The 24673-nt window shown below is 72.7% G+C and carries 21 protein-coding genes; 13 read left to right on the top strand and 8 right to left on the bottom strand.

What is annotated here, in order from left to right:
- Positions 1–60: 60 nt before the first annotated feature.
- From nikE to ACYVLT_RS00970, 4 genes are read right to left on the bottom strand one after another with little or no spacing between them, the layout of a single operon-like run.
- A complete protein-coding gene (nikE, locus tag ACYVLT_RS00985) occupies positions 61–1629 on the bottom strand; it encodes a nickel ABC transporter ATP-binding protein NikE (RefSeq protein WP_461118132.1) in 1569 nt (522 codons plus the stop codon).
- A complete protein-coding gene (locus ACYVLT_RS00980; protein ID WP_461118131.1) occupies positions 1626–2510 on the bottom strand; it encodes an ABC transporter permease in 885 nt (294 codons plus the stop codon). The genes nikE and ACYVLT_RS00980 overlap by 4 nt, the downstream gene beginning before the upstream one ends.
- The gene (locus ACYVLT_RS00975) at positions 2507–3508 is read right to left on the bottom strand and encodes an ABC transporter permease (RefSeq protein WP_461118130.1); all 1002 of its coding nucleotides are present in this window, start codon (positions 3506–3508) and stop codon (positions 2507–2509) included. Before ACYVLT_RS00975 ends, ACYVLT_RS00980 begins: the two co-directional genes overlap by 4 nt.
- The gene (locus tag ACYVLT_RS00970) at positions 3460–5205 is read right to left on the bottom strand and encodes an ABC transporter substrate-binding protein (RefSeq protein ID WP_461118552.1); all 1746 of its coding nucleotides are present in this window, start codon (positions 5203–5205) and stop codon (positions 3460–3462) included. The genes ACYVLT_RS00975 and ACYVLT_RS00970 overlap by 49 nt, the downstream gene beginning before the upstream one ends.
- Positions 5206–5335: 130 nt before the next feature.
- Here ACYVLT_RS00970 and ACYVLT_RS00965 point away from each other — a divergent pair, with 130 nt between their 5' ends.
- The 4 genes from ACYVLT_RS00965 (at position 5336) to ACYVLT_RS00950 (ending at position 9153) form a co-directional block, all read left to right on the top strand.
- Positions 5336–6163 (top strand): M55 family metallopeptidase, encoded by an 828-nt coding sequence (locus ACYVLT_RS00965; protein WP_461118129.1) that lies wholly within the window; start codon positions 5336–5338, stop codon positions 6161–6163.
- Positions 6156–7442 (top strand): M20/M25/M40 family metallo-hydrolase, encoded by a 1287-nt coding sequence (locus ACYVLT_RS00960; protein WP_461118128.1) that lies wholly within the window; start codon positions 6156–6158, stop codon positions 7440–7442. Before ACYVLT_RS00965 ends, ACYVLT_RS00960 begins: the two co-directional genes overlap by 8 nt.
- Positions 7443–7570: 128 nt before the next feature.
- Positions 7571–8236: a hypothetical protein gene (locus ACYVLT_RS00955; protein WP_461118127.1), complete on the top strand. Its 666-nt coding sequence runs from the start codon at positions 7571–7573 to the stop codon at positions 8234–8236.
- On the top strand, positions 8233–9153 hold the full coding sequence (locus ACYVLT_RS00950) for a hypothetical protein (RefSeq protein WP_461118126.1): 921 nt from the start codon (positions 8233–8235) through the stop codon (positions 9151–9153). The genes ACYVLT_RS00955 and ACYVLT_RS00950 overlap by 4 nt, the downstream gene beginning before the upstream one ends.
- Here the strand turns inward: ACYVLT_RS00950 and ACYVLT_RS00945 are convergent, their stop codons facing one another.
- From ACYVLT_RS00945 to ACYVLT_RS00935, 3 genes are all read right to left on the bottom strand, one after another.
- A complete protein-coding gene (locus ACYVLT_RS00945; RefSeq protein WP_461118125.1) occupies positions 9154–9582 on the bottom strand; it encodes a MarR family winged helix-turn-helix transcriptional regulator in 429 nt (142 codons plus the stop codon). It lies immediately after the preceding gene.
- A gap of 66 nt (positions 9583–9648) precedes the next feature.
- The gene (locus ACYVLT_RS00940; RefSeq protein WP_461118124.1) at positions 9649–10296 is read right to left on the bottom strand and encodes an AAA family ATPase; all 648 of its coding nucleotides are present in this window, start codon (positions 10294–10296) and stop codon (positions 9649–9651) included.
- A 10-nt stretch (positions 10297–10306) separates the two neighbouring features.
- The gene (locus tag ACYVLT_RS00935) at positions 10307–11149 is read right to left on the bottom strand and encodes a helix-turn-helix domain-containing protein (protein ID WP_461118123.1); all 843 of its coding nucleotides are present in this window, start codon (positions 11147–11149) and stop codon (positions 10307–10309) included.
- Positions 11150–11224: 75 nt separating this feature from the next.
- On the opposite strand from ACYVLT_RS00935, the gene ACYVLT_RS00930 reads away from it, so the two are divergent.
- The 4 genes from ACYVLT_RS00930 (at position 11225) to ACYVLT_RS00915 (ending at position 15573) form a co-directional block, all read left to right on the top strand.
- Positions 11225–12541, top strand: a complete 1317-nt coding sequence (locus ACYVLT_RS00930) for a DegT/DnrJ/EryC1/StrS family aminotransferase (RefSeq protein ID WP_461118122.1) — start codon at positions 11225–11227, stop codon at positions 12539–12541.
- Between the two features lie 297 nt (positions 12542–12838).
- Positions 12839–13897 carry a winged helix DNA-binding domain-containing protein gene (locus ACYVLT_RS00925; protein ID WP_461118121.1) on the top strand — a complete coding sequence of 353 codons (1059 nt, stop codon included), beginning with the start codon at positions 12839–12841 and terminating at the stop codon, positions 13895–13897.
- 30 nt (positions 13898–13927) lie between these two features.
- Positions 13928–14449, top strand: a complete 522-nt coding sequence (locus ACYVLT_RS00920) for a TetR/AcrR family transcriptional regulator (protein WP_461118120.1) — start codon at positions 13928–13930, stop codon at positions 14447–14449.
- Entirely contained in the window at positions 14446–15573 is a 1128-nt protein-coding gene (locus ACYVLT_RS00915; RefSeq protein ID WP_461118119.1) for an FAD-dependent oxidoreductase, read from the top strand. Before ACYVLT_RS00920 ends, ACYVLT_RS00915 begins: the two co-directional genes overlap by 4 nt.
- Before the next feature lie 31 nt (positions 15574–15604).
- Here the strand turns inward: ACYVLT_RS00915 and ACYVLT_RS00910 are convergent, their stop codons facing one another.
- Positions 15605–16750 (bottom strand): hypothetical protein, encoded by a 1146-nt coding sequence (locus ACYVLT_RS00910; RefSeq protein WP_461118118.1) that lies wholly within the window; start codon positions 16748–16750, stop codon positions 15605–15607.
- A 229-nt stretch (positions 16751–16979) separates the two neighbouring features.
- Between ACYVLT_RS00910 and ACYVLT_RS00905 the strand changes: the two genes are divergently transcribed.
- The 5 genes from ACYVLT_RS00905 to ACYVLT_RS00885 all read left to right on the top strand — a co-directional run bounded on the left by ACYVLT_RS00905 (position 16980) and on the right by ACYVLT_RS00885 (position 24665).
- On the top strand, positions 16980–18002 hold the full coding sequence (locus ACYVLT_RS00905) for a hypothetical protein (protein WP_461118117.1): 1023 nt from the start codon (positions 16980–16982) through the stop codon (positions 18000–18002).
- A gap of 42 nt (positions 18003–18044) precedes the next feature.
- The gene (locus ACYVLT_RS00900; RefSeq protein ID WP_461118116.1) at positions 18045–21920 is read left to right on the top strand and encodes a S8 family serine peptidase; all 3876 of its coding nucleotides are present in this window, start codon (positions 18045–18047) and stop codon (positions 21918–21920) included.
- An 83-nt stretch (positions 21921–22003) separates the two neighbouring features.
- Entirely contained in the window at positions 22004–22453 is a 450-nt protein-coding gene (locus tag ACYVLT_RS00895; RefSeq protein WP_461118115.1) for a GNAT family N-acetyltransferase, read from the top strand.
- A 38-nt stretch (positions 22454–22491) separates the two neighbouring features.
- Positions 22492–23580: an epoxide hydrolase family protein gene (locus tag ACYVLT_RS00890; protein WP_461118114.1), complete on the top strand. Its 1089-nt coding sequence runs from the start codon at positions 22492–22494 to the stop codon at positions 23578–23580.
- Positions 23577–24665 (top strand): winged helix DNA-binding domain-containing protein, encoded by a 1089-nt coding sequence (locus tag ACYVLT_RS00885; RefSeq protein WP_461118113.1) that lies wholly within the window; start codon positions 23577–23579, stop codon positions 24663–24665. The genes ACYVLT_RS00890 and ACYVLT_RS00885 overlap by 4 nt, the downstream gene beginning before the upstream one ends.
- Positions 24666–24673: the final 8 nt, after the last annotated feature.

Here is a 24673-nt window from a genome sequence, read left to right as displayed (position 1 = left end):
CCGATGATCCGGCACCACGCGTCACGCGAGGCCGCAGAACGGCGGACAACGGTGATCGGGTCAGTCGGTGACGGGCACGTCGTGGTGTGGCACGGCGGCGAGCAGGGTGCGGGTGTAGGCGTGCCGCGGTGACAGCAGCACCTGCTCCACCGTGCCCTGCTCCACCAGCTCACCCCGGTACATCACCGCGACGCGGTCGGCGATGGTCCAGGCCAGGCCCAGGTCGTGGGTGATCACCAGCGCCCCCAGGCCCAGCTCCCGCCGCAGCCGCAGCAGCAGCGCCAGGATCTCGCCGCGCACCGAGGCGTCCAGCGACGCCACCGGCTCGTCGGCGATCAACAACCGCGGCCCCAGGGCCAGCGCGCCCGCGATCACCACCCGCTGGCGCTGCCCGCCCGACAGCTCGTGCGGCAACGACGGGAAGAACAGCTCCGGTGGGCGCAGCTCGGCCTGCGACAACGCCTCGGCCACCCGCTCGGCCTCGTCACCGGGCACCCGGTGGATCCGCAGACCCTCCGCCACCGACTCGTACACCGAGTGCCGCGGGTTCAGCGCGCTCGTCGGATCCTGCAACACCAGCTGCACCTGCCGCCGATAGGCACGCAGGCGCGACGCCGAGCGCGGGATCTCGGCACCGTCGAACAGCACCCGCCCGGCGGTGGGCCGGCGCAGTCCCAGCAGCGTGCGGGCGAGGGTGGTCTTGCCCGACCCGGACTGGCCGACCAGGGCGACGATCTCGCCCGCCCGCACCTCCAGGTCCACCCCGGCCACGGCGGTGGTCGCGCCGAAGTCCACCCGAACGCCCTCGGCGCGCAGCACCGGCCCGGCGGAGGGCGCCTCGGCCGGGGCGACGTGCCGTGACGCCGGATCACCCACGGTCGGGAACGCGGCGGCCAGCGCCCGGGTGTGCGGGTGGGCCGGCGAGGTGATCACCTGCCGCGCCGGGCCCTCCTCCACGACCTGCCCGTGCCGCATCACGGCCAGCCGGTCGCACGTCGAGGCCAGCACCGACAGGTCGTGGCTGATCATCACCAACCCGATGCCACGCTCGGACACCAGCCGGGTCAGCACGTCCAGCACCTGCGCCTGCACCACCACGTCCAGCGCCGTGGTGGGCTCGTCGGCGATGACCAGCCGCGGCCCGCACGCCAGCGCCATCGCGATCATCACCCGCTGCTTCTGCCCGCCGGACAGCTCGTGCGGGTAGGCGCGGGCCGCCCGCGCGGGCAGGTCCACCTGCTCCAGCAGCGCCGACACCGACCCGGTCACGCCGTGCAGCCGCATCGGCTCGGCGATCTGCTCGCCCACCCGGTGCACCGGGTTCAACGCGTGCATCGCGCCCTGGAACACCACCGACGCCGCCGCCCACCGCACCGCCCGCAGCCGGCCCCACGACATGCCCTGCACGTCCTCCCCGTCGAGCAGCACCCGCCCCTCGACGCGGGCGTTGCGGGGCAGCAGCCGCAGCACCGACATGGCCACGGTCGACTTGCCGCAGCCCGACTCGCCCGCCAGCCCCAGCGTCTGCCCCGCCTGGAGCGCGAGCGACACCGACCGCACGGCCGTCACCTCGCCGCGCGCGCCCCGGTAGTGCACGCTCAGGTCCCGCAACTCCAGCAGGCTGCTCACCGCTCCCCCTTCAGCCGCGGGTTGAGCACCGTCTCCAGGGCCCGCCCGCACAGCGTGAACGCCAGCACCACGCACACCACGCCCAGACCGGGCGGCACCAGGAACCACCACGCCCGTTGCGACACCGCGCCGTGCATGTTCGCCGCGTGCAGCAACGATCCCCACGACACCCGCGTCGGGTCGCCCAAGCCGAGGAACGACAGGGTCGACTCCGCCACGATCGCGCTGGCCACCGTCAACGTCGTGTTCACGAACACCAGCGGCAGCACCGCGGGCAGCACGTGCCGGCCGATCACGTGACCGTGCCCGCCGCCCAGCGCCCGCGCCCGCTCGATGAACGGCCGCGCCTCCACCGCCAGCGTCTGCGCCCGCACCAGCCGCGCCGTCGCGGGCCACGCGGTGACCCCGATCGCCAGCACGATCGTGCCCAACCCGCGCGGCAGCACCGTCGACAGCGCGATCGCCAGCACCAACGACGGCAGCACCAGGAAGAAGTCGGTGAACCGCATCAGCACCGCCGACACCCACCCGCCGAAGTGCGCCGCCGCGATCCCGACCACGGTACCGATCAGCACCGACAACACCGTGGCCGCCAGACCCACCACGAGCGAGATCCGCGTGCCCCACCACGTCAGCAGCAGCACCGACCGCCCGTTGTGGTCGGTGCCCAGCCAGTGCTCGGCCGACGGCGGCTCCCACGGCCGCGCGGTCACCCGCGTCACGTCCAGGCCCGACGCGTCGGTCACCAGCGGCGCGAGCACCGCCAACGCCGTGATCACGCCCAGCCCGACCAACCCGGCCAGGCCGCCGCGCCGGGACGCGAACTCCCGCCACGTCGCCCCCGCCGCGGCACGGCGCCGTTGCCACGCGATCGCCGTCATGCCGCACGCACCCGCGGGTCCAGCACCCGGTACAGCAGGTCCGCGAACACGTTCATGGTGATCACCGCTCCCGCCAGCACCACGAACGTGCCCTGCAGCAGCGGCAGGTCCGGCCCGGTCAGCGCCTCGTAGGTCAACAGCCCCAACCCGGGCCAGGAGAACACCGTCTCCACCGTGATCGCCCCCGACACCACCAGCCCCAGGTGCAGGAACACCAGCGTCACGGTCGGCAGCAGCGCGTTGGGCACGGCGTGGCGGCGGCGCACCAGGTCCTCGCGCAACCCCTTCGCGCGGGCCGTGGTCAGGTAGTCGGCGTGCATCTCCTCCAGCAGCGAGGACCGCATCACCAGCAGGTACTGCGCGTAGACCACGGCGATCATGGTCAGGCACGGCAGCACCATGTGGTGGGCGACGTCCAGCGCCTGCGACAGGAAGTCCGGCGGCGTGTCCGGGTAGCGCATCCCGCCGCTGGGGAACAGGTCGCCGGTCGCCAGCGATAGCAGCATCCCCAGCCAGAACGTCGGCATCGCCCACTGCGCCAGCGCCAGCCCCGTGGAGATCCGGTCCGACCGCGACCCGCGCCGCCACGCGCCCCGGATGCCCAGCCACAGCCCGACCACCACGGCCAGCACGGTCGACGTGCCGGTCAGCAGCACGGTCGGCCACAGCCGCTCGCCGATCAGCTCCAGCACCGGCCGGCTGTAGACGTAGGACGTGCCGAAGTCGCCGCGCGCGGCCGCCGCCAGGTAGTCCAGGAACTGCTCGGTCAACGGCTTGTCCACGCCCAGCCGCGCGCGCAGCTCGGCGATCTGGTCGCCGGTGACCGGACGGCCCCGCGTCATCGCGACCACCGGGTCGCCGGGGATCACCCGGAACAGCAGGAAACCCAGCGTCACCACGAACAGCAGGCTGACCAGCGCGCCGCCGACCTTGCCCGCCAGGTGCCGGATCACTCGCGGTCCTCCGCGCGCAGCCCGCGCCGCCGACCCATCAGCCACGCGCCGCCGACCAGCACGAGCAACGCGCCGCCGACCACGCCCACCACCAGACCGGTGTCGGGGCCGGTGTCCCCGCCGGTCGCCGAGACCGGCGTGGCCCCGTAGTACCCCCACACCCCGTTCTGCGCCATGATCACGCCGCCGGGGTCGGGCTGCACGGGGAACGAGGCGAACTTGTCGCTGCGGTAGGCCTCCAGCGCGTTGTCGTAGCCCAGGATCACCGCCGGGACCTGGTCGTAGAACCGCTGCTGCATCTCCAGCACCAGCTCACGCCGCTTGGCCGGGTCGAACTCGGTGCGCTGCCGGGCGTAGAGGGCGTCGTACTCCGGGTCGCAGAAGAACGTGTCGGTGGTGCCGCCCTTGCCGTCGGCGTTGGGCCGCTGGCCGCACGTGTGCAGCGACAGGATGAAGTCCGGGTCGGGGTTGGTGCCCCAGCCGGAGAACACCAGGTCGAACGTCCCGGCCGTGCTGGACTCGTTGAGCTGGTTGTCCGACACGACCTGCACGTCGACCGCGATGCCCAGGTCGGCCAGCGACCGCTTGACGAACTCGCCGGTCTGTTCGTCGTAGGCGCGGCCGGCGTGCCCGAGCAGCCGCAGCTCCATCCGCCTGCCCTGCGGCGAGACGCGGATGCCGTCCGCGCCGCGCGCGTACCCCGCCCGGTCCAGCTCGGCGTTCGCCGCGGCCGGGTCGTGGGGGCGGACCGACTCGGGTTCGAGGTGGTAGTCGGCGAACACCGGCGGGATCGGGCCGGTGCCGCGCTGCGCGTAGCCGCCGTTGACCCGCTCGATGATCGCGTCCAGGTCCAGCGACTTGGCGATCGCCCGGCGCACCACGACGTCCTTCAACGCCGGGTGGCCGTCGCCGATCGGCTCGCCGGTGCGCGTCGCCGCACCCGAGTTGATCACCAGTTCGTTGAAGCGGCGCCCCTGCGCCTGGTTGCGGGTGATGCCGCTCTTGTCCTCGAGCGAGTCGAACTGCGCCGGACCCATCCGGTTGACCAGGTCGACCTCGCCCTTGCCCAACGCCTGCACCGCGGCGTCGGCGGACTTGTAGTAGGTGAAGATCAGCTCGTCGTACTTCGGCGCGCCCCGCCAGTAGTCCCGGTTGGCCTTGAACCGGATGAACTCGTTGGCCCGGTACTCGGTCAGGACGAACGGCCCGCTGCCCACCACGGGGGTCTGGTCGTTGCGGTACCCGCCGATGTCGGCGACCTTCGACCACACGTGCTCGGGCACGATCGGCACGTCCAGCGCCAGCATGGTCGCCTGCGGCTGCTTGGTCTTGATCACCAGCGTGCGGTCGTCGGTCGCGGTGACGGACTCGAAGTCGGCGGTGAAGCTGCCGTTGGCCGTGGCGGCGGTCTCGTCGCGCATCATCAGGTCGTAGGTGAACGCCGCGTCCCTGGCGGTGATCGGCTGCCCGTCGGACCACTTCTTGCCCTCGGGCACGTGGAAGGTCCAGGTCAACCGGTCCTCGGAGGACTCCCACCGGTCGGCCAGGCCCTCCACCGGGTGCTGGTCCTTCACGTCGTAGGCGGTCAGGTAGTCGTACATCAGCCTGCCCACCTCGGTGCCCGCCTGGAAGATCGACAGGAACGGGTTGAGCGAATCCACCTGCTGGGTGATGGCCACCCTCAGCGTCACCGGCTGTTGCGCCCGCGCCGGTGTGGGCGCGAGCAGCACCACCAATGTCATCGCCGCCGTGACCGCGCCGAATCGCCGGATACCCACAGTGACCGCCTCCCGCCCGTGCGTGGAAGTCAAGAAGTAACCACCATGGTGAGGCTTGCGTCAAGAACCGACATGACCTCGGTACGGTGAACCCATGCGGATCTTGATCTCGGCGGACATGGAAGGGGCGACGGGGGTCACCTGGACCGCCGACGTCGTCCCGCAGACCGAGCAGTGGCAGCGGTTCCGCCGGCTGTTCACCGGTGACGTCAACGCCTGCGTCGCGGGCGCCCACGCGGGCGGCGCGACCGACGTGGTCGTCAACGAGGCCCACTCCTCCCAGCGCAACCTGCTGCTGGAGGACCTCGACCCGCGCGCCCGGCTGCTCACCGGACGGCACAAGCCGCTGTCGATGATGCAGGGCATCGACTCCGGCGTGGACGGCGTGGTGTTCCTCGGCTACCACGCGGGCGCGGGCCAGGAGGGCGTGCTCGCGCACACCTACCTGGAGAACTCCATCACCGGCGTGTGGTTGGACGGCGTGCCCGCGAGCGAGGGCAGGCTCAACGCCGCGCTCGCCGCCGAGCACGGCGTCCCGGTGCTGCTGGTGACCGGCGACGACAAGGCCTGCGAGGACGCCCGCGACTACGCGCCCGACGCCGGGCTCGTCGCCGTCAAGGAGTGCGTCAGCCGCTACGCCGCGCTCTGCTCGCCCCCTCGGGTGACCTCCGAACTGATCACCGCCGCCGCCCGGACCGCCATGAGCCGCTCGGGTCGGCGGGCGGGCGCGGTCGCGCCGCACCGCGTCGAAGTGGAGTTCGACGCCACCCACCTGGCGGCCGCTGCGGCGGTCGTGCCTACGGTGGAGCAGACCGGAGCACGCCGGGTCGGGTTCGACGCGGCCTCCATGACACTGGCGATGCAGGCGTTCAAGGTCGTCACCGCGATCGCGGCGGGGGCGGTGGAGGGTATCTATGGCTGAGGACGTCGTCGACCTGTGCGCCGCGCTGCTGCGGTTCGACACCACCAACCACGGCGGCGGCCGGTCCGCCGGCGAACGGGAGGCCGCCGAGTTCGTCGCCGCCCACCTGGACGCGGTCGGCGTGCCCGCCACCGTGCTCGAACCCGCGCCACGCCGCGGCAACGTGCTGGCCCGCGTGCCCGGCACCGAACCCGACCTGCCCGCGCTGCTCGTGCAGGCGCACCTGGACGTGGTGCCCGCCGACGCCGCCGAGTGGAGCGTGCCGCCGTTCGCCGGGATCGAACGCGACGGCTACCTGTGGGGCCGCGGCGCGGTCGACATGAAGGACATGGTCGCCATGGTGCTGGCCGTGCTGGGCGACTGGTCGCGCGAGGGCCGGCGGCCCCGCCGCGACATCGTGCTCGCGTTCGTCGCCGACGAGGAGGACCGCGGCGAGTTCGGCGCGCACTGGCTGGTCGACCACCACGCCGACTTCTTCGCCGGCTGCGCCACCGCCATCAGCGAGTCCGGCGGCTACTGCTACCCCGTCGGCGAGCACCGCGTCTACCCCATCGGCACCGCCGAACGCGGCACCTCCCACCTGCGGCTCACCGCCACCGGCCGGGCCGGGCACGGGTCGCGGCGCAACGACGACAACGCCGTGGCCACACTGCTGGCCGCGCTCGCCCGGGTCGCCGCCATCGAGCACCCCGTGCGGCTCACGCCCACCGTGCGGGCGTTCATCGAACGCGTCGGCGCGGCGCTCGACGTCCCGGTCGACCTGACCGACGTCGACGCCACCATCGCCCGGTTCGGACCCGCCGCGAAGCTGGTCGAGAACACCATCCGCAACAGCGTCACGCCCACCGTGCTGCGGGCCGGCTACAAGGTGAACGTGATCCCCGGCACCGCCACCGCCGAACTGGACGTGCGCACCCTGCCCGGCACCGCGGACGAGCTGCTCGCCTCGATCGACGTCGCCCTCGGCGCCGACGTGCGGCGCGAGTTCATCGCCGACGAACCGCCCGTGCAGGCGCCGATCGACTCGCCGTGGTTCGACGCGATGGCCGCCGCCCTGCGCGCCGAGGACCCCGATGCCGTGGTCGTGCCCTACTGCATGGGCGGCGGGACCGACGCCAAGGCGTTCAGCCGGCTGGGCATCGACTGCTACGGCTTCGCGCCGCTGTCCCTGCCGCCCGGCTACGACTACCGCGCCATGCCGCACGGCGTCGACGAACGCGTGCCCGTGGAGGGCCTGCGGTTCGGCACCCGCGTCCTGGACCGCTTCCTGTCGTCCTGACCACCACCGCGAATCACCCGAAAGGGGACACGGGTCGCGGTATTCCTCCCTCCGCCGGACGCTCATCAGAGTGAAGGCGAAGGGAGGCCGACGCCATGTGGCCACGAATCGCAAGCAGCACACTCGCGGTGGCGGTCGTGCTCGGCGTCGCCGCGTGCGGGAGCGGGGTGTTCGGCAGTCCGACCGGCCGCACCACCACCGACTCGGCGACCACCACCCAGACCACCGGCAGCGGTGGCGAGACGAGCGGCACGACCGGCGGGGAGACGACCGGCGGGACCGGCACCCGCTACGGCTGGTTCCTGCCCGACGGACCCCAGTCCCCGAGCACCCGCGAAGACCTCGTCTACCAGCACCTGGCCAAGTACCGCAGCTGCGGGGCGGCGCAGGCGGAACTCGACGACGGCGACGGGTGGGCGGGCATGATGACGCCGCGCAACGTGCTGCTCTACCAGGCCGCCATCGACCTGTGCCTGGGCAACGAGTCCCGGGCCCGCGCCGTGTACGGGCGCATCGCCCGCCACGGCTGGAACCTGGAGTTCGGCTACACCGAGCCGGTCGACTGCCCGACCTACCAGGCCGTGCGCAGCGTCCTGGACCAACGCGACCCCGAGAGCTTCACCTGCACCAAGGGCTCGCCACCCGAGTGGCCGGACCGGCAGGGCAAGGACGACCCGCGCACCGACTCGAACGAAGCGACCACCACCACCACGGTCACGACCACCTCGCCGACCGGCACCACGACCACCCGCACCACCACGACCACCCGCACGGCGACCACGACGCCGTCATGACCGGTCCGGCCGACCGGGACGCGCCCGACGCCACGCCCACCGATGCCACGCCCACCGATGCCACGCCCACCGGTACCAGGACCGCCGACCCGCCGGACGCGGTGCAGCGGGTGGGCGAGGCGCTGGCCAACGTCACGGTGATCACCGGCCTGCTGGTGTACTTCGGCTGGCGGCGCAGCGACGTGCAGGCCCGCGAGCTGGGCATCGACAGCGCCGTGCTCGGCATGTCCACCACCGACTACGTGCTGCGCAGCGTCGGGCCGGTGTTCCTGCTGCTGGCCGTCGTCGTGGCGATCGCCCTGGTCTGCCGCTGGCTGGAACCGCGCGTGCGCGCGGTGGGCAGGAAACCCGGCAAGGCCGGCCGGGTGCTGTCGGTCGTGCTGGCCCTGGCCTGGCTGCTCCTGCCCGCCCTGACCGTCGTCCTCGGCCTGCTGTTCCCGGTCACCAGCTTCTACGCCTTCCCGCTCGCGGTCGGCGGCGGGATCCTGCTGTCGCTGTACGGGAGCCGGCTGCGCCACCCGGACAGCCACCCCACCTGGACCAGGACGCTCGCCTTCGCCGTGGTGTCGCTGTCGCTGTTCTGGTCGGCGGGCAACTACGCCGAGGTCCGGGGCGTCGACCTGGCCCGCCACTACGCCGCGGACGTGCGCGGCAAGACCGCCGTGGTCGTCTACGCCGCCGAACGCCTGCACATCACCGCGCCCGGCGCCTGCGAGGAACCCCTGCCCGCCGACGGCTCCCGCTACCGGTACCGCTACCTGGGCCTGCGCCTGTTCGACAAGGTCGGCGCCAAGTACTTCCTGGTCTCCGACGGCTGGACCCGGGACCGCGGCACGGTGGTGGTCCTCGCCGACAACGACGACATCCGCGTGGAACTGGGCCACGGACCGCAACACCGACCGCCGACCTGCGTGTGACTACCGGTCGAGGTCGGTGATCTCGCGCAACCGGGCCAGCGCGTCGAGCAGCGCCGCCATCCGCGGCCTGCCCAGGTGCGCGGCCCACTCCCGTTCGACTTCCGCGATCGCGGCCGAGCAGACCGGGATCGTCTCGCGCCCGCGCTCGGCCACCCGGATCAACCGGGCCCGCGCGTCGGTCGGATCCGGGCCCCGTTCCACGTACCCCGCGCGTTCGAGCTGGTCGACCAGGAAACCGGCGGTCTGCTTGGTGATCCGCGCGGCCTCCGCGAGCTCGGCCAACCGCGACCCGTCCGGGCCGATGCGGTGCAGCACCCGGGCCTGCGCGGGCGTCACGTCGTCGAAACCCGCCCCCGTCAGGGCGGCGAACACCCGGTCCTCCAACTCGCGGTGCGGCAGGTACAGCAGCAGGCCGAGGTCGTCGGGCACGTCACTCCTCGACATCGGTCGGCGAAGTCGATCACCCTATCGTGTCGTGCCCGGGCGGTCGCGCCGCTAGCCGAAGCGGATGTGCTTCACCGAAGTCCACGTCCGCCGCAGCCCGCCGCGCAGCCTGCCGTCGGTGTTCGGCCGCAACGTGAGCCCGGCCGACGCGGCGATGCGATCGGCGACCTGCGGCACCGCGAGGTGGTCGGTCAACACGTGCTCGGCGAACTCCGGCTCGCGCAGCCGTTCCAGGCAGCGGTCCAGCACCCTCATCGCGAAGCTCTCCCGCCGCAGCAGTGCGTCGTCACCAACGCGACCCTGGCCGAGCACCACGCGCGCCGCGTGCACCAGACTGCGTTCCCGCAGCCGTTGCACCACCGTCTCCCGCTCGGCCATCAACGCGAAGTGCCGCACGTCGTGGCCGCGGCCGCGCAACCCGCCGACGATCTCCCGGAAGTAGGCGGGCTCCACCACCGTCATCGGCACGACGATCACCCCCTCGTGCCCGGTCAGCGCCCGGTCCAGCACCTCGACCACGCCCTGCCGCCACGCCGCCACGTCCTGGAAGTCGCCGCGCAACGCGCGCGGTGTCATCCGGTGCAGCGCGAACCCGACGTGCTCGGGATCGCTGAGGAAGCTGCCCGGCAGCCTGCGCCGGAGCTCGTGCGCGGTCTGCGTCTTGCCGCCCCCGAAAGGGCCGTTGATCCACAGGAGCACCCGGTCGACCCTACGCACGCCGCGCCAACCGGACGAGCTTGAGCGCCAGGTGCAGCTCCAGCCGGGCGCCGCCGTCGGCCAGGTCGCGGCCGGTCAGCTCGGCGATCCGGCCCAGCCGGTAGTACAGGCTGGTGCGGTGCAGGTGCAGGCGTTGCGCCGCGACCCGGACCTCGCAGCCCGCGTCCAGGTACACCTCCAACGTGCGCAGCAGCACCTCCGACAGCCCCGCCAGCACCTCCTCCGGCGCCGCGCCGAGCAACAACCGGTACGCGCCCAGCTCCGACCACCGCACCAGGTCGGGCAACGCCGGGTCCAGCCGCGCCAGCTCCGCCGCCGCCAACGCCTGTTGGTACGCCGCGCCGGTCCGGTCCGGCGGGTGCGGATCGCTGATCCCGACGTGCCCCGGCAGGTCCGGCAGGGGGTCACCGGCGGGCACCGTGCGCACCACCCGCGGCTGCAACGCCACCACCACCCGCACCGGCGTCCGCTCACCGGCGGGCACCCGCGCCGCCAACGCCGCCAGCCGCCCGCCCAGGTCGAGCTCCGGCAGGTCACCGAGCACCCACAGGTAGCCCACGAGGACACCGTGGTGCCGCAACGGGAACCCCACCCGCTGCTGGAAACCCAACTCCGGGTTCGCCGGCACCCGCACCGGTCCCGTCGCCGCCGCGATGCCGTGCTGCTCCTGCCACGCCGCCACGTCCGCCGGCACCCGCCTGGTCAGGATCGCCCGCACCCGGGCCTGGTCCACGTCGTCGGTCTGGGCGCTGTGCCCGACCACCCGGCCCGCCACGTCGTCCACCGACACCCCGCGCCCCAGCACCAGGGACAGCTCGTCCAGCAGCTCCTGCATTCCGACAACTGTAGGAACAACTCCAGTCGCCGGACGGTCGCCCCACCCCGCGCCGACGCCCTAGCGTGCTGGATCGTGACGAACAGCAGGATCGCCCCCTGGGCCTCGCCGCAGGCGCAACGCAGGCTCGCCGAGGTCGAGGCCGCCGTCGGCGCCGACCTGTCCGCCGCAGGCGTCGCGGGCACCGTGCGCAAAGCCCTCGAAGCCCACGCCGCCCAGGTCGACGACGACGGGATCGTCCTCTACGCGGGCACCAACGTGCTCAGCCCCGCCGCCGCGGCGGCCGTGGCCGCCGGCGTGTCCAGCCGGCCGAGCATGGGCTGGCCCGGCGAGAAGTACCAGGTCGGCCTCGACCACCTGGACACCCTCGAAGTCCTCGCGCCGCTGCTCGTCGCCTCGCTCATGGAAGGCCGGTTCGCCGAAGTCCGGTTGCAGAGCGCCACCCTGGCCAACCTCGCCGTCTACACCGCGTTCGCCCGCGCCGGCGACAAGATCGCGGTGCTGCCCGAGTTCGCCGGCGGCCACGCCAGCCACCACGCCCAGGGCGTGCCCGCGATCCGCGGCCTCACCGTGGTCGACCTGCCCTACCTGCCCGACGAGCTCGACATCGACTACGGGAAGCTGCCCGGGTTCCTGCGGGTGCACCGGCCGCGGATCGTGGTGATCGGCGCGAGCCTGATGCTGTTCCCGCACGACGTCGCCGCGGTGCGCGCGGCCGCCGACGAGGTCGGCGCGATCCTGCTCTACGACGCCTCGCACATGGCCGGGCTCGTCGCCGGCAGGCAGTTCCAGCGGCCCCTGCACGAGGGCGCGCACCTGATGACGTTCTCCACCTACAAGTCGTTCGGCGGCCCGTCCGGCGGCTGCGTCGTCACCCGCGACCCCGACCTGGCCGAACGCGTCTCGAACGTCGCCTACCCCGGGATGCTCGCCAACTACGACGCCGGACGCCTCGGCGCGCTCGCCGTCACCGCCGCCGAACTCGCCGAGCACGGCCCCGACTACGCGCGGGCGTGCGTCGCCAACGCGCAGGCGCTGGGCAGGGCGCTGGCCGACAACGGGTTCGACGTCGCCCGCCACGACGGCGTGTTCACCCGCTCCCACCACCTGGCCGTCGACGCCCTCACCCTGGGCGGTGGCGACGCGGCGGCCGTGCTGCTCGGCGAGGCGGGCGTCTACCTCAGCGGCATCAGCCTGCCGTGGCAGCGCATCGACGAAGGGCTGCGCGGCCTGCGCATCGGCACCCAGGAGATCACCCGCCGCGGCTTCACCCCCGCCCACCAACCCGCCGTCGCCGACCTCGTGCGCCGTGCCCTGATCGACCGCGAACCACCCGAGCGGGTCCGGGCGGACGCCATCGCGCTGCGCCGGGAGGTCAACGGGACCGCCTGATCCGCCTGATCCGCCGGCCGCGGCGTCGACCGGCGAAGGGACCGTCCGCCGGCCGACGGCGGCCCGGCAGGTCCGGCCCTCGACGTGCGGACCCGCCGAGCGGTGTCGGGCCGGCGGCTCGTCCCCGGCAGGTCCGACACGGCCGCCGCCGGCGCGTCTCGGTACCTCCGGCAGGCCCGCCCGCAGGACGTCGCGCACCGCGTGCCCGACCCCGACCTGCGCTTCCCGCGTCGGCCCGAACGTGGACCCACGTCACCCAGGACGGGAACTGTCCGCAATGCCGGCTAACGTGGACCCGTGACCGAGAAGCTGACGACCCGGGCGTTGAACCGGGCGACCCTGCACCGGCAGTTGCTGTTGGAGCGGGTGGACCGGACCGCCTGCGACGTGGTGGAACACCTGGTCGGGATGCAGGCGCAGGAGCCGTTCTCGCCCTACTACGGCCTGTGGTCGCGCATCCGGTCGTTCCAGGCCGACGAGCTGGGATCGCTGCTGCTGGACCGCCACGTGGTCCGGGCCTCCCTGCACCGCGCCACGATCCACCTGGTCACCGCCGCCGACCACGGCCGGTTCGAACCGCTGCTGCGGCCGTTCCTGCACCGCCGGTTCGCGTCCTCGCCGTTCGGGTTCGTGATGGACGGGCTCGACGTCGACGAGTTCACCGGGGCCGTCACCGCGCTGCTGGAGGAGCAGCCGCGCACCCGCCGCGAGATCAGCGACGCGCTCGGCGCACGGTGGCCGGACCACGACGCCTCGGCGCTGGGTTACGCCGGGAGCTTCCTGGTGCCGTCCGTGCAGGTGCCCCCGCGCGCGGTGTGGGGCCGTTCGGGCGCGGCGAAGTGGACCACGGCGCGGCACTGGCTCGGTGCGGCCGGACCCGCCGCGCCGATCGAGGAGTTCGTGCGCCGCTACCTGGCCGCGTTCGGCCCGGCCTCGGTCAAGGACGTGCAGACCTGGGCGGGCATGAGCCGCCTCAAGCCCGTGGTCGAGGCGATGGACCTGCGGATCTTCACCGACGAACGCGGTCGGACGCTGTACGACGTGCCGGACGCGCCGCGGCCCGACCCCGACACGCCCGCGCCGGCGCGGTTCCTGCCCGAGTTCGACAACGTGCTGCTCGGCCACGACGACCGCACCCGGGTCATCTCCGACGAGGACTACCGGCGCGGGATCGTCATCGGCGGCAAGCCGACGCTGCTGGTGGACGGCTTCGTGCACGGCACCTGGAAGCTCGCCGGCGACGGGCTGGACATCGAGGTGTTCCGGCCGCTGACCCGTGCGCAGCGGGCCGACGTGGAGGCCGAAGGCGCCCGGTTGCTGCGGTTCGCGGGCGTGGACGGCACCGTCCGGCTCTAGATTTGGACGATCGTCCAGTACGATCGTCCAATGACGGTCAGGGAACGGCTGCTGCACGCGGCCACGGAGCTCATCGCCGAGAAGGGCTGGGGTGCGGTGAGCACCCGGATGCTCGCCGAACGCGCCGGCGTCGGATCCGGCGTCGTGCACTACCACTTCGACTCCACGCAGGCCGTGCTCGTCCAGGCCGCCGTCGGCGCGCTGCGGTCCGCCGTGGACGGTCTCGCGCCGGTGCTGGAGCGCGCCTCCACACCCCCGGAGGCGTTGGCGCTGCTGCTCGGGGCGTTGGACGGGCACGGCGGGCAGGAGCTGTTCACCGAGACGTTCCTCGCCGCGACCCGCAACGACGAGCTGCGACAGGCCGTGGCCGAGGTGCTGGTGGAGTTCCGCCGCACGCTCGCCACCTGGCTGGAGTCGCGGGACGTGCCGACACCCGCGGCGACCGCCGCCGTGCTGGCGGCGGCCGTGGACGGCGTGCTGCTGCACCGCGCCCTGTCACCCGACCTGTCCGCGGACGTCGTCGTGCCGGTCCTGGGGCGGGTGCTGCGATGAAGGTCGTGATCAGCGGCGCGGGGATCGCCGGGCTGGCGCTGGCGCACCGGCTGGGCACGCTCGGGCACGAGGTCGTCGTGGTCGAACGGGCCGCCGCGCCGCGCACCTCCGGCTACATGATCGACTTCTTCGGGCCGGGCTACGACGCCGCCGAGCGGATGGGCGTGCTGCCCCGGCTGCTCGACCTGGGCTACCGGGTGGACGAGGCCGCCTACGTCGACTCACGCGGGCGGAGGGTGGCCGGGCTGCGGTTCGACCGGCTCGCCCGCGCCGTGGACGGGCGGCTGCTCAGCATCATGCGCCCGGACGTCGAACGCGCGTTCCGCGAGGACCTGCCCGCCGGTGTGTCGCTGCGGTTCGGCGCCGCGGTGGTCGGCGTCGACGATCGGGGACCGGAGGTGACCGCGCGGTTGGCCGACGGGTCGACGGTGTCCGGCGACCTGCTGGTCGGCGCCGACGGCGTGCACTCGACGGTGCGACGGCTGGTGTTCGGCGACGGGCACCTGCGGTACCTCGGGTTCCACACGGCGGCGTTCACCTTCGAGGACCCGGAGGTGCACGCGCTGGTGGCCGGGCGGTTCCACCTCACCGACACCGTCGGCCGCCAGGTCGGGTTCTACGCGTTGCGCGACGGCCGGGTGGCGGCCTTCACCGTGCACCGGACGTCGTCACCCGAGATGCCCGCCGATCCGCGTGCGGCGGTGCTGGAGGCGTACGGGTCGTTGGGGTGGGTCGTGCCGCGGGCACTGGTGCGGTGCCCGGAGGACATCTACTACGACCAGGTCGCGCAGGTGGAACTGCCCCGGTGGACGTCCGGGCGGGTGGTGCTGGTCGGTGACGCGTGCGGCGCGGTGTCGTTGCTGGCGGGGCAGGGCGCGTCGCTCGGCATCGGCGGCGCGTACGTGCTGGCCGAGCACCTGGCCGACCCGGCCGCGTACGAACGCGCCTGGCGGCCGGTCGTGGTGGACAAGCAGCGGGTGGCGCGGTCGGGCGCGCGGTGGTTCCTGCCCGCGTCGCCGTGGCGGCTGCGGGCGCGGCGGGTGGCGGTGCGGCTGTCGAACCTGCCCGGCGTGGACCGGCTGGTGGCCACGAGCCTGGTCGGCAAGCCCGTCATGCTCGGCTGAGCCGAAGAGGCAGGACAGCACCGCGGACGGCTCAGGTGCGTTCCGCGCGCAGCGCGTCCAGTTCGGCTTGCAGCCGGTCGAGTTGGGTTTCCGCGCGTTCTGCCCGGACGAGGGTCTGGACGCGGGCTTGGTCCACGGCGTCGAGGCGTTCGCGGGCGGCACGTTCGGCCTGGTCGAGCTGGACGCGGTGGGTGTCGCGCTGTTCGGTCAGCTCGGCTCGGGCGCGGTCCAGTTCGGCGCGGGCGTCCTGGGCGGCCTGCTCGGCGCGTTCGGCCTTGACCCGGGCCTCGTTCGCGGCGTCCGCTTCGGCGCGTGCGGCAGCACGGGCCTGGTCGACGTTCGCCTTCGCCTCGTCGCGGGCCTGCTCGACGCGGGCCCGTGCCTCGGCTTGGGCGCGTTCGACCTGCGCCTGTGCGTCTTGTCGGGCTTGATCGACCTGGGCCTGGGCGTCGGTGCGGACCTGCTCGACCTCCCGCACCGCCTGCCGCCGGGCCTGCTCGGCGTGCGCGACCGCGTCGGCCTTGGCCTGCTCGACCCGGGCTTGGGCGTCGCGCCGGATCTCGTCCACGGCGGCCGCGGCCTCCACGCGGATGGCGGCGATCTCCTCCTCGGCCCGTTCGACCGCCGCGTCGGCTTCGGCCCGCGCGGCGTCGCGCTGCCCGTAGGCGGCCTCCGCGTCCTGTTCGGCCTGTTCGGCGGCACGCACCGCGTCCTCGGTGGTCTGCTCGGCGGCCTGCCGGGCCTGCTCGGCGTCGCGCCGCCGCCGTTCCGCCTTGGCGACCGCCGCCTCCGCCTCGGCGACCCGTCGCGCGGCTTCGGCCTCGACCGCCTGCACCTGGCTCTCGGCCACGCTCGGGTCGGCGATCGCGGACAACTCGGCCACGGCCCCGGTGAGCGTGGTCGACATCTGCTCGGTCAACACCCGGAACCGCTCCAGCAGTTCCTCGGCCCTGATCTTGCCCGCGGTGATCCCCTGCGGGCCTTTCGTCACGGTGACGACCTCCTGCTCCGCCTCCGCCGCCTGCGCCAACCGCTGCCGCTCCCGCCACGCCCGCCACCGGGTGTGCTCCGGCAGATCGCAGTACTCGGCAGGCCTGCCAGGCCCACTACCCCGGAACACCGGCCGTGTGCAGCCGGGGTAGTTGCAGGTCAGCGCGGAGTTCTCGGTCGTCGTCACGGCGATATCGTAGCAGAAATACGTTAGATCAAACGTTATTGGACACAACGTAACGAATTTGCCGACCTAGATCCTGGCTTCCGATAAGGTTCACTTATCGGAAGCCAGGACGGCGGCTGGTGTTGGTGGTCGTTCACCCGGTTGCGAGGAACGGGTTGGGCTTGGGGGCGTAACGAAGGCTCCGCCGGCGCGACCCTGCCTGTAGGACGGCGAGGCGGGGAGGCTGCGGATGAGCACGCGGTTCCGGATCAAGGTGGCCCGGTTCATGTGGCCGACTCCCCCGCCGGGTGCGGTGGGCAGTTGGCCGTGGCCCCAGCAGGTGTACCGGGCGATCTTCGCCGGATTGGTGCGCGACTACTGGGCGCGCGCCACCTTCGGCATCGTCGACCTCGACTTCGACCTGACGTGGTCCACCTTCGTCCGGTTGGGCGATCTCGACCCGGCGTTGGCCGTGGACAGGGGCCGGGCGCTCAGCGCGATCCGCCGGTACGCGGAGAGCGAGTTGGACCTCGACACCGACGGCTACGACGGTTTCGTCGCGATGGTGAACCCGCCGCCGTGCGACGCGGGCGCGCTCGGCAAGGACGCGCTGCTGGACCAGGGTGGCTCGCTGGAGTTCTTCCAGCACGAACTCGGCCACGTGCTGGGGTTCGAGCACGCGTTCCCCCTGTACGACGACCGCTACTGCCTGATGGGCGAGACCTGGTCCTGGGACCACGCGATCGCACCACCGCCGGAGGCGCAGGGCATCCAGTTCCTGTCACCGCACATGTGGCGCAGCGGGCGCAGGCTCAGCGCGGCCTCGTTGTTCCGCCGGTTCGGCCGGTTCGGCATGCCCGGGAACCCGCTGTTCGCCGAGCCGTACGTGGTCGACGTCGGACTGGGGCAGAGCGTGTTGCTCAGCGCGTTGAGCGAGACGACCACGCCGCGACCGGTGGTGGCGATCGTGCCGATCGTGCTGGGGCTGGGCGGTCTGCTGACCGTGGAGTACCGCACCGCGACCCACGACGACGTCGGCCTCGGCGAGGACGCGGTCGTCGTGCACTCGATCGGCCACCGCAATCCCGGCCCGGGGCACCACGAGGTCAAGCCCGTGTGGCGGGAGGCCTCCCTGCCGATCGAGCTGGGCGCATCGGCCTCCGTGCCGGGCGCACGCATCACCGTCGGTCGGATCCAACCACCCGCGCTCTTCGGCCCTCCGCTGCCGGACGGACCGAGCCGGGTCTACGTGAGCGTCGACCGCGACGTCTGAGCCGGCGCACCCCACCCAACCAACGTGAGACAGGGAGTTCCCATGACGACGAAGGCGATCATCACGCCGCGCTCGGCGGCGACGGGTCGGTTCCGGCCGAGCGAGGCGGAGTCCGCGGCGGGCGTGGAGGTCGAGGCCGTGCTGCCCGAGGGCGCCGTGGTGAAGGGCGGTCGGGAGCGGCTGGAGGCGTTGGAGGAGCAGGGTTACCGGGTCAAGCTGCTGCCCGACGCGGGCATCATCGACCTCGGTGCGACTCGCGTCGACACGGAGAGCGAGGAGGAGAGACCGCCGGTTCCGGAGGAGCTGGAGGTGCCGGTGGAGCTCGCCGAGGAGTGGCCGCACCACCTCGTGCAGCTGGTGGCGCCGCCGCGGGCCGAGTGGCTGGCGGAGATCGCGGCCCGCGGTGTCGAGGTGATCGAGCCGACCGGTGCCTACGGGGTGCTGGTCGGCGGGACCCCGGACGTGGTCGGGCGGCTGCGTGAGCTGGGCTTCGTCACGTGGACCGGGCCGATGAAGCCCGCCTACCGGATCCACCCGAACCTGGTCGGTGCGAGCGGCACCCTCTCGTACGTGAGCGTCTCGGTCCACCCGCCGTCGGCGGCCGACGAGGTGCGCGTGGCCGTGCGGGAGGCGGGCGGGAGGGTCGTGAGCGACTCGCGCACGGAGTCCGAGGCGCCGCTGTACGCCACGGTCGTGGTCGAGATCGACGCGGACGCCGTCGCGGTGATCGCGCGCCTGCCGCACGTGCGGTTGCTCGAACGGGTCGACGATCGGCCCGGTCTGGACGGCGAGCGGGAGTCGCAGCTGGTCCGTGAGCAGATTCCGCCGACGACCGGCTACCTGTCGTGGCTGGCGTCGGTGGGGCTCGGCGGTGGCACTGGGGTGAACGTGGCGATCTGCGACACCGGTGTGGACGAGAACGCGACGAACAACACGACCGGTCACCTCGACATCCGCGGTCGTCAGGTCACGTTCGTCAACTACGACGGCAACCCGGCGATCCAGGACGTGGAGGGGCACGGCACGCACGTCGCGGGCATCGCGCTCGGCAACGGGGGCAGCGGTGACACCGAGGGTGCGGCGCCGGACGACTTCCTGAGCGGTCTGGGTGTCGCGCCGCAGGCCGGTCTGGTGACGCAGAACGGGCTTGAGGGTCCGTGGCCGCCGGCGGACTTCGGGCAGTTCACGCGGGACGCGGTGAACAACGGGGCGGCCGTGCAGAACAACTCGTGGTTCTCGTCGCCTGCGGGGAGCGGGTACACCGCGACCGCGCGGCGGTACGACCAGTTGGTGCGCGATCCGGATGACGCCACGGCGGGGTTGGACTCGTTGGTGATCGTGTTCTCGGCGGGCAACGCGGGTGGTCGGTCGGGGACGATCACCGGTCCCAAGGAGGCCAAGAACGTCATCGTGGTCGGCAACTCGCTCAACGCGCGTCCCGGGGAGGGGTTCCCGAGCGACGACGTGCAGGGCATCGCGTCGAGTTCGAGTCGTGGTCCGGCCGCGGACGGCCGGATCCTGCCGAACGTGTGCGCGCCGGGCACCGACGTGAACTCGGCGCAGGCGGGCACGGACGGCGGTCACGTGCTGCTGACCGGGACGTCGATGGCCGCGCCGCACGTCACGGGCGCGATCGCGGTGATGATCGAGTGGTGGCGGGCCCGCACGGGTGGTGCCACGCCGAGCGCGGCGATGGCGAAGGCGTTGGTCGTCAACGGTGCGGAGGACATGGCGGGTGGCGCGAACTGGAGGTCGTACTCGGCTTCGGAGTGGGCGAACCTCGGTGGTGGTCTGCGGTCGGTGTCCTCGCTCGGGCACGTCCCGGCGGAGGCGGTCGACCAGGCGCCGGGTGGGGTGTTCGGGGCGATGACGGAGGTCGCGAGCGCGGCGGCGGTGGTGAGCCCGGGTCATTGGCACTACGACCAGGGCACGGACGTGATGACGTTCCGGACCGTCTCCCCCGGTGCGACCAGGCTGAACCTGCGGGACAGCGCTCCGCTGGCGCCGATCCCGAACAACGACCAGGGGTGGGGGCGGGTGAGCCTGGAGAACGTGCTCGAACAGGCGCCCGCCTCGGACCGGGGGCCGAAGATCTTCTCCGATCAGCGGCACGCGTTCACGGCCGCGGGTCAGGAGCACCTGATCCGGGTCGCGCCGGCCGACGCGAGCCGTCCGTTGCGCATCACGCTGGTGTGGACCGACTCCCCCGGTGCCGTCGCCGCCAGCCCGGCGATCGTGAACGACCTGGACCTCGAGGTGACCGAGTTGGACAGCGGTGTCGCGTTCAAGGGCAACGTGTTCGCGGGCGGGTTCTCGGTGCCGGGTGGCGCGTTCGACAACGTGGACAACGTGGAGTGCGTGTACGTCCAGAACCCGACGGGCACCTACGAGGTCCGGGTGATCGCCGCGGCCGTGTCGGCGAGTGCCCGGCCGGACATCGCGACGCCGTGGCAGGACTTCGCGCTCGTGATCGACAACGCCGAGGTGCCGCCGGCGGCGCCGGTGAGCGTCGTGCCGGTGATCGACCGCTCGGGCAGCATGATCGTGTACGGGTACGAGGCGGTGACCCGGACGGCGTCGAAGCAGTTCCTGGACCTGATGTCGGTGGACGACGAGGTCGGTGTGGTGAGCTTCGGCAGCACGGGGGACGTCGCGTTCCCGACGGGTCCGGGTCCGGCGGTGCGGACGATCACGGGTCAGCCGGTTCGTGACGCGGCCAAGGCCGAGGTCGACGCGACCGTGTTCGGTGGTTGCACGTTCATGGGTGACGGCATCGTGGAGGCGCGGGACCTGTTGGCGACGTCGTCGGTGGCGAGCCGGGCGATGGTGCTGCTGTCGGACGGGTACGACAACAAGGGTTGCGACGCGGGGAACCCGGCGAAGCCGTCGGCGCTCGACGCGGTGGCGACGTTGCCGAGCGCGGTGCCGGTGTACACGTGCGCGATGGGGCCCGCGTCGGACCAGGCGTTGTTGGAGCAGATCGCGGACATCTCCGAGGGTCGTTACTACTTCATGCCGACGATCGACGACCTGTTCGAGATCTACAACTACATCCGGGGTCAGGTGTCGGGTGACGGGATCGTGGTGAACGAGTCGGCGATGGCGTCGACGAGTCGGGTCGCGGCGTTCGTGGACGACGCGGCGTCGCAGGCGACGTTCACGGTGTCGTGGGCCGACACCTCGTTGCACTTCGTGCCGGAGAGCGCCACGAAGGGTGATCGGATCTGCGTGCGCCTGCGGGATCCGAAGGGCAGGTTGGTGCCGGCGCATTCGAGCCTGGTGCGGCGGACCGAGGGCCGCGGGTACGTGGCGTTCGACGTGGCGGAGCCGTTGGCGGGGCGGTGGTTCATCGAGGTGTCGACGGCGCGGGAGCGGCACACGCGGTTCACCGCGGCCGGGTTCGTGCGGTCGCCGGTGCGGCTGCACGTCGACCTGGGTCCGCGTCGGTTCACGGCGGGCAGCCCGCTGCTGGTGACGACGAAGATGACGGACGGCAACCGGGTGTTCAACCCGGGCAGGCCGGCGGGGCTGGTGGTGGCGCCGGTGCTCGGCCTGGACAGCCTGGGCAAGGTCCATGCCGACGCCCTGAGCCGGGTGGACCCGGTGAAGGTGCCCGACGGGGACTCGCTGCCGGAGAAGGTGGGCAGGTTGTTGGCGTTGCGGGCGCGGTTGCTGGCGGCGGGCAAGCCGGACTTGTTCCAGTTCGCCGTCGGCCGGTTGTCGCTCTCGGACACGATGCCGCGGCGCAACGGTGCCGGTGGCGGGCCGGAGTCGGCGTTGCCGCTGGTCACCGGTCGCTTCACGGCGACCGCGGAGACGGGCAGCTACAACGTCCGGGTCACCGCGGCGGGTCGGTCGCCGCACTCCGGGTCCCGGTACGTGCGCACGCAGCTGGCCTGCACCGTCGCGACTCCGTAGGCGGGACATCGGGGGATCGTGTGGGGTTGCACGGGTGATCCGCCGGGGTAACCGGCGGATCACCTCGTGGAAAGGATGGCGGCATGATCGTTCCCCTGGATCTCACCGACGACGAGACGGCGAAGGCGGTGCACCGGATCGCGCGGTTGTCGTACGCGGTCGAGTCGGAGTTGATCGGCAGCACGGCGATACCCGGGTTGTACGAGTCGGTCGAGGACATCCGGCCGCTGCCGTTGAGATGGCTCGGCGGGTACGTCGACCAGGAGTTGGTGGCGTTCGTCGGGTACGCGAAGGTCGACGGTGTGCTGGACATCGACCGGTTGTGCGTGGCGCCGAGCCACTTCCGGTTGGGGTTCGCGCGGCGGTTGGTGGAGCAGGTGCTGGCCGAGGGTGGGCCGGCGATCGTGTCGACGGGTGCGGCGAACGCGCCGGCCATCGCGTTGTACGAGAGCCTGGGGTTCCGGTTGGTCGACACGGTGGTGGTGGACGGGGGGCTGAGGATCGCGCAGTTCGGGCATCCGGGGCTGATCTAGGACGGTTGTCGTCCTACTTGGGCTCTAGCGTCGTCGTCGTGACCGAGATCCGAGAGTTCCGCATCGCCGTGCCGCAGACCGACCTGGACGACCTCGCCGACCGCCTGGCCCGGGCCCGTTGGGTGGATCCGCTGCCCGGTGACGGGTGGCGGCGGGGTGTGCCGGTGGACTACCTGCGCGACCTGGTCGGGTACTGGCGCACCGGGTTCGACTGGCGGGCGCACGAGGCGCGGCTGAACGCGTTCCCGCAGTTCACCGCGTTGGTCGACGGGTTGGAGGTGCACTTCCTGCACGTCCGCAGCGCGAACCCCGACGCGTTGCCGCTGCTGCTGGTGCACGGGTGGCCGAACACGTTCGTGGAGTTCGCGGAGGCGTTGGGGTACCTGCGGGACTTCCACGTGGTGGTGCCGAGCATCCCGGGGTTCGGGTTCTCCGGGAAGCCGACCGGGCCGTTCGACGTCGCGCGGGCGGGGCGGGTGTTCGCCGGGTTGATGGCGGGGCTGGGGTACGGGCGGTACGGGGTGCAGGGCGGTGACCTGGGCGCCTACATCGCGCCGGAGGTGGCCAAGGCCGCGCCGGAGCACGTGGTGGGGGTGTTCGTGAACGGTGGTCTGGGTTTCCCGACCGAGGCGGACCTGCCGGTGCTGACGGCGGACGAGCGGGAGTTCTACCGGCAGATGCAGCGGTGGGCGGGCGCCGGGGTGGATCACCACGCGATGCTGCGCGCCGCACCGCAGACCTTCGCGTTGGGGTGGCACGATTCGCCGGTGGCGCTGCTGGCGTGGTTGATGCAGAAGTTCCAGGAGTTCACCATCACGGTGGACCTGCCGGAGCAGGCCATCGACCGGGACCTGCTGCTGGTCAACGCGACGCTGTACTGGTTGACGGGGACGGCCGGGTCGTCGTCGTGGTTCATGTACGACAACGAGCGGTTCGCGTGGCCGGAGGGGCAGGAGCTGGTGCCGACGGGTGTGTACAGCGGTCCGCCGGGGATCCGGCGGCTGGCCGAGCGGCACAACGACGTCGTGCACTGGCCCGATGCCCGGCCGGGTGGTCACTTCGTGGCGATGGAGGTGCCCGAGGTGTTCGCGGGCGAGGTGCGGGCGTTCTTCGGGAAGGTGCGGTGAACCCGGTCATCGGGCGGCGGTTGCGGCGGCACTCGTTGCTGGAGCCGTCGCCGGACCCGGTCGCGGTGGTGCGGGCGATGTGCGGTGCGCACGCGCAGGTGATGTCGGCGGCGGAGTTGTCGATCGGGCTGCGCACGGGGATGACGCGGCAGCGAGTGCGGGACGCGTTGTGGGTGGACCGGACGTTGGTGAAGACGCGGGGGCCGCGCGGCACGGTGCACCTGTTGCCCGCGGCGGACCTGCCGATGTGGACGGGTGCGTTGGCGGGGTTGCCGCAGCGGCTCCAGCTGCTCACCGAGGAGCAGGCCGCCGAGGTGGTGGCGGCGATCGGGGACGCGTTGCGGGACGCGGAGCTGACCGGGGAGGAGTTGACCGAGGCGGTGATCGCGCGCACCGGTGCGTGGGCGGGTGAGCGGGTGATGGAGGCGTTCGGGGGGACGCCGTGGCCGCGATGGGTCGAGGCGATGGGTGTGGCGTCGAACCTCGGCGCGCTGTGCTTCGCGCCGAACAAGGGCCGCAAGACCGCCTACACCAGTCCGCGGCGGTGGCTGCCGGGGTTCGAGCCCCTCGCCGACGGTGCGGTGGCGCTGCTGCACGACTACCTGCGGTCCTACGGGCCGGCGACGGAGGCGCACTTCGCGAAGTGGCTGGCCGCGCCGAAGCGGTGGGTGGACGAGGTGTTCGAGCGGGCCGACGTGGAACGGGTCGAGGGCGGGTGGGTGGTGCGCGGCGACACGTCGTGGCCGGACGAGGCGCCGGGCGGGGTGCGGTTGCTCCCCTACTTCGACGCGTACGTGGTGGGCAGCCACCCGCGTGAGGTGGTGTTCCCCGGTCGGGCGTTCGAGCGGGCGTTGTCGCGTGGGCAGGCGGGGAACTTCCCGGTGCTGCTGGTGGACGGCGTGGTGGCCGGGGTGTGGCACCAGAAGCGGTCGGGTCGGCGGATCCTGGTCACGGTGGAGCCGTTCGGGACGTTGTCCCGGGCGCGGCTGGCCGAGCTGGACGGGGAGGTGGCGCGGGTCGGCGGGTTCCTGGAGGGGCGGCCGGAGCTGACGATCGGCACGGTGTCGGTCGGCGGGCACGCCTGAGACGCACC

The organism is Saccharothrix stipae (assembly GCF_054781895.1).
Note: the sequence above shows the minus strand (reverse complement) of the source record. Positions and strands in the feature narration are given on the sequence as shown.

Bases quoted from the DNA above. Each gene is read 5' to 3' on its own strand.
- ACYVLT_RS00980 (WP_461118131.1), bottom strand. From the start codon at position 2,510: ATGACGGCGATCGCGTGGCAACGGCGCCGTGCCGCGGCGGGGGCGACG.
- ACYVLT_RS00965 (WP_461118129.1), top strand. From the start codon at position 5,336: ATGCGGATCTTGATCTCGGCGGACATGGAAGGGGCGACGGGGGTCACC.
- ACYVLT_RS00950 (WP_461118126.1), top strand. From the start codon at position 8,233: ATGACCGGTCCGGCCGACCGGGACGCGCCCGACGCCACGCCCACCGAT.
- ACYVLT_RS00970 (WP_461118552.1), bottom strand. From the start codon at position 5,205: ATGACATTGGTGGTGCTGCTCGCGCCCACACCGGCGCGGGCGCAACAG.
- ACYVLT_RS00960 (WP_461118128.1), top strand. From the start codon at position 6,156: ATGGCTGAGGACGTCGTCGACCTGTGCGCCGCGCTGCTGCGGTTCGAC.
- ACYVLT_RS00900 (WP_461118116.1), top strand. From the start codon at position 18,045: ATGACGACGAAGGCGATCATCACGCCGCGCTCGGCGGCGACGGGTCGG.
- ACYVLT_RS00915 (WP_461118119.1), top strand. From the start codon at position 14,446: ATGAAGGTCGTGATCAGCGGCGCGGGGATCGCCGGGCTGGCGCTGGCG.
- ACYVLT_RS00905 (WP_461118117.1), top strand. From the start codon at position 16,980: ATGAGCACGCGGTTCCGGATCAAGGTGGCCCGGTTCATGTGGCCGACT.
- ACYVLT_RS00935 (WP_461118123.1), bottom strand. From the start codon at position 11,149: ATGCAGGAGCTGCTGGACGAGCTGTCCCTGGTGCTGGGGCGCGGGGTG.
- ACYVLT_RS00920 (WP_461118120.1), top strand. From the start codon at position 13,928: ATGACGGTCAGGGAACGGCTGCTGCACGCGGCCACGGAGCTCATCGCC.
- ACYVLT_RS00895 (WP_461118115.1), top strand. From the start codon at position 22,004: ATGATCGTTCCCCTGGATCTCACCGACGACGAGACGGCGAAGGCGGTG.